Genomic DNA, 4,572 nt, shown 5'->3' on the forward strand with positions numbered 1-4,572 from the left:
GAAGGACTATGATTTTTCAATGATCATAGCCTCTAAGTTATATGAAGACGGCAAATTATCCGCCGGACAAGCTGCCCAAATAGCTGGTTTATCAAAAAGGGCTTTTATTGAAGTTTTGGGCAGATATGGCGTATCTGTCATTAGTGATTCCCTCGATGATCTACATTCCGATATAAACAATGCATAGAGTTGTCATACCAGATACCAGCAGTTTAATTCTTTTTCATAAGATTGGAGAGGTGGAACTATTGGAAAAAGTTTATAAGAATCTGACAACAACCAAAGAGATCGCTGAAGAATTTAATGCGGATTTACCTGACTGGATAAAAATTGTCGAAGTAGGTGACAAGAAATACCAGGAAGCTCTACAAACACAGATTGATACGGGTGAGGCGAGTGCCATTGCTTTGGCCAAAGAAAATGAAAACCCACTGTTAATACTTGATGATAGAAAAGCAAGAAAAGTAGCTAATAAATTAAACTTAAGAATCACAGGCGTTTTAGGAATTATACATAAGGCAAAGCAAGTGGGCGTGATTACAAAGGTAAAACCCCTTATTGATGAATTGCTATCCACAGATTTCAGAATTTCGGAGAAACTGATTAATGAGCTGTTAAGAATAAATAATGAAGATTAAATGTTGTTGAAAGCGTTGAGATGACACAAGTATAGGCGATACAGATTTGCTCTGAGGTGTTTCATTATTTAAATATTTAATACGGCTTCAAATATCCACACTATGGACTTGCAAGGTGCAAAATTTCAACATCGTGACAAAGTACAACCTCACGCTTATCAGGAAACCTTTTCTCCGCTCAGTCCGTCTGTTCCGGATGCCTTTAAAGCCCATCCATCGCCTGGTCCAGGTCTTCGATCAGGTCATCCGCCTTTTCAATTCCCGCCGAAAGCCTTATCAGTGATTCGCCGATGCCTTCCCTTTCAAGTTCTTCACGGCTCAGGCTTTTATGCGAAGTTAGCACCGGAGATGAGACAATCGTATCCACCCCTCCCAAACTTATTGCCGGGCGTATAAGCTTCAGGTTTTTCTGAAACTGGATGATCTTTTCATCTTTCAGTTCAAAGGAAAGCATGCCTCCAAAGCCCCTCATCTGGCGCTTGGCTGTTTCATGGCCGGGATGGGATTCCAGCCCGGGATAATTCACTTTCCCTACTTGTTGATGGCTCTCCAGAAATTCAGCCAGTTGGCCGGCATTCTCGTTTTGCTTTTCAACCCGAATATGCAGGGTTTTCATACTTCTTTCCAACAAGTAGCAGATACGCGCATCCAAGTTCCCACCCAGGTTACGGGCTGTTTCCCATATCTGTTTTATTCTCTCTTTTGAACCGATCACGGCCCCTGCGGTAACATCATGATGGCCGTTGAGGTACTTGGTTGCACTGTGGATCACAATATCCATCCACCAGTTGATTGGATTCTGGTTCACCGGAGAGGCAAACGTGTTGTCGATGATCGAAAGCACATTCTTTGACTTGGCCATGTTTGCCATGGCCTCCAGATCAATGATCTTAAGAAGCGGATTAGAAGGTGTTTCAATATAAATGGCTTTCGTATTTTCCCGGATGGCTTTTCCATAATCCTCTACCCGGGTACTGTTCACAAATGTATATTCGATGCCGAACCGGTTGAGCTCCCTGGCGATAAAATGAATGGTTCCCCCGTAAAGGGCACTTTGAAAAACCACATGATCGCCCTGACTTAAAAAGGTAAACAGCGTGCCGGTGATGGCAGCCATACCGGAACTCAACACCAGGGCATCCTCTCCGTCCTCCAGGGCGCTGATCTTTTCCGCCAGTGCCTGCTGGTTCTTCGTATTGAAATACCTGGGATATACCGGTGTTTCCTTGTCCAGATACCCAAAGGATGTTGAAGTATAAACAGGAGTGTTGGATCCCTCGTCTTCGTGGTCCAGGATCGTTCCGCTATGGACACATTGAGTTTCTTTTGAATGGGGTTTCATGGTATTATATTTTTACTGATTGCTATTGATGCCTTTAAGAATTATGCTTGAGTCCGGTCTAAAAAGTTAATTAAGTATTATTAATGCTGAAAATCAGCTTTGTCCCGACCCGGCAACTGCCGGAAGTTTGATTTTCAGCTACTTCACCCCTTAGGGTCGGGGCAAAAAAGTGGCTGAAAATCAGACTAGAGACTTTTTAGACCAAATTCATGCTTTGTTTATTAAATGCGAAAGATAGTAAGATCGGAGGAAAATATCAATTATAGTAACCAAAGCATGCTGTTTTTTCGTAAATTGAGTTGTAAATTTCGATGGAAGTTTTAATGGAAATCTTTACTAAATGGGTAAAAGGATACTTTTGATTGCTTATATTGCCGTTACATTATCTCTGATCACTCAGTTTCATGAAATTAAGGCACAGCAGGCCGATACTACTAATCGCCCGGAGATAGGCCTGGTATTAAGTGGTGGAGCCGCCAAAGGACTTGCCCACGTCGGTGTCTTGAAAGTACTGGAAGAAGCAGGTATTCGTCCCGATTACATTACAGGCAGCAGTATGGGAGCAATAGTCGGAGGATTATATGCTTTGGGGTATTCAGCGGACGAGTTGATGAAGCTAATGGAAACAACCGATTGGGACAAAATTCTTACAGACCGCGTACCCTTGCATAAAATTGTGATGGAAGAAAAGTATGATTACAATAGATTTATCGTTGAATTTCCTATACGGGACGGAGAATTTAAGTTCCCCTCAGGGTTGAATGAAGGCTATCAGCTCGAAAGATTGTTCAGTGATCTGACCTGGAGGGCTACAGGTATTCATGATTTTGATAGCCTGTCCATTCCCTTTCATTGTATGGCTGTGGACATCATAGAGGGAAAGCCCGTAGAACTGGACTCCGGTAATCTGTCACAGGCAATACGTGCCAGCATGGCGATCCCCGGTGTATTTGCTCCCGTTAGAAAGGATTCGATGTTGCTTGTGGACGGTGGGGTTATCAGAAATTTTCCCGTACAAGAAGTACGGGATATGGGAGCTGACATTGTAATCGGCGTTTATGTCGGTTTTGAGGAAGATGTCACTCCCGAGGACCTTTACTCCCTTACGGATGTACTTTCCCGAACCATTACCATGTACGGGGTGTTTGATTCACAGGAACAGAAAAGAAAGACGGACATTTTAATTGAACCCGATATGGAGGGCATACAATCCTTTGATTTTATGAGGGGAAGGAAAATTGCCCAAAGAGGAGAAGAGGCAGCACGGGCAATATATGATACACTCCGGCAAATCACCAATACCCAGCATTCAGTATATGATGCCACGGAAAAACTTACAGGCCCGGATTATGTGTATATCTCAGAAGTCGAGGTAGAAAATCTGAGATACGTGGAGCCTGATTTCGTCACCGGCAAAGGCGGAATATTTCCAGGAACTTACGTTACAAGAGAAAGGATCAACAAAGCCGTTGAAAACATTTTCGGTACGCGGTATTTTAACAGGGTGAACTATCGTCTGGAGCATCAGACAATGGACATCTATAAACTGGTGTATGTGGTTAAGGAAGGTTCGCAGGCTTTTGTCAAGGGGGGACTCCATTACGACAACGTCCAGGGCACAGGCCTGATCGTAAACACCACCTTCAGAAATTATTTAATGCCTGCTTCCCGCATCAATTTAACGCTTAATATGGCCGAGCAGCCAGGAGTGAAGTTTGATGTAAACAGATATTTTGGAAAAGAGCAACATCTAATGGACAATTATTTTATCCACTGGTATCGTACTGAGCTTCCCGTTTATTATGAAGATGAAAAGATCGGGGAATATACACACGGGATGTTTAAAGGAGGAGTAGGGGGTAAATATTCGATCAATGTGAATCAGCAAATTGGTGTGGATGCCTTTTATGAAAGCAGCACCATTTATCCTGATGATGCCCTGCAATCCATATTCCCGGAGGTTAATTTTGAAAATTACGGTTTCGGTGGCATCGCACTTCATGGGTACTATCGGTTAAACAATCAGGATGACCAATATTTTCCCACCAAAGGAACAAAAATGGAGGCCTCGTTTAAACGGGTTTTTAAGCCCATATCCAAATACCGGATTAAAGGAGATCAGACCCTGGATGAACAAATCTTTAGTTTGAACCTTCAACCCTTTAACGCTTTCAATTTTAATCTGGATCATTATTTTAAAATTTCGCGCCGCCTATCCTTAAAGCTGGGCACTGCTGCGGGACTTGCTTCAACCGGTACGCCTGTTACCAATAATTACACCCTTGGTGGTGTGATGCACGACGAAAAGCTGAATTACGAAACAATGGCCGGTTTTCAGTCGGGTGAACGCATAGTCCCAAACTTTTTAAAGGCCAATGGCGGCATGGATTTCCGGATTCTCTCAAGGGTATTTTTGACTTTGGACGCCAGTATAACCCATACTTCCGAAAAAGTCCATAAGATGTATTCATCTTTCATTGATTCCAATTGGAATGATTATCTGAAGGGCTACGCCGTGGGTTTACGGCTCAATTCAGGTCTTGGACCCCTGGTAGTAATGGTAGGCGACAACAACATCGATCAGAAACCCCG

General features: G+C 43.2%; 4 protein-coding genes. 3 read left to right on the forward strand and 1 reads right to left on the reverse strand.

Annotation, left to right across the window (positions count from 1 at the left end):
* Both KGY70_15285 and KGY70_15290 read left to right on the forward strand, forming a co-directional pair.
* Positions 1-187: UPF0175 family protein (locus KGY70_15285; protein ID MBS3776558.1), on the forward strand; the 187-nt coding region annotated here is incomplete at its 5' end.
* Entirely contained in the window at positions 180-638 is a 459-nt protein-coding gene (locus KGY70_15290; GenBank protein MBS3776559.1) for a DUF3368 domain-containing protein, read from the forward strand. The genes KGY70_15285 and KGY70_15290, both read left to right, overlap by 8 nt.
* 202 nt (positions 639-840) lie before the next feature.
* Here the strand turns inward: KGY70_15290 and KGY70_15295 are convergent, their stop codons facing one another.
* Entirely contained in the window at positions 841-1,980 is a 1,140-nt protein-coding gene (locus KGY70_15295) for an aminotransferase class I/II-fold pyridoxal phosphate-dependent enzyme (GenBank protein ID MBS3776560.1), read from the reverse strand.
* 340 nt (positions 1,981-2,320) lie between these two features.
* On the opposite strand from KGY70_15295, the gene KGY70_15300 reads away from it, so the two are divergent.
* On the forward strand, positions 2,321-4,572 hold a 2,252-nt coding region (locus tag KGY70_15300), incomplete at its 3' end, for a patatin-like phospholipase family protein (protein ID MBS3776561.1).

The sequence above is a fragment of the Bacteroidales bacterium genome, from assembly GCA_018334875.1.
In the GTDB taxonomy this organism is placed as follows: Bacteria; Bacteroidota; Bacteroidia; order Bacteroidales; family UBA12077; genus JAGXLC01.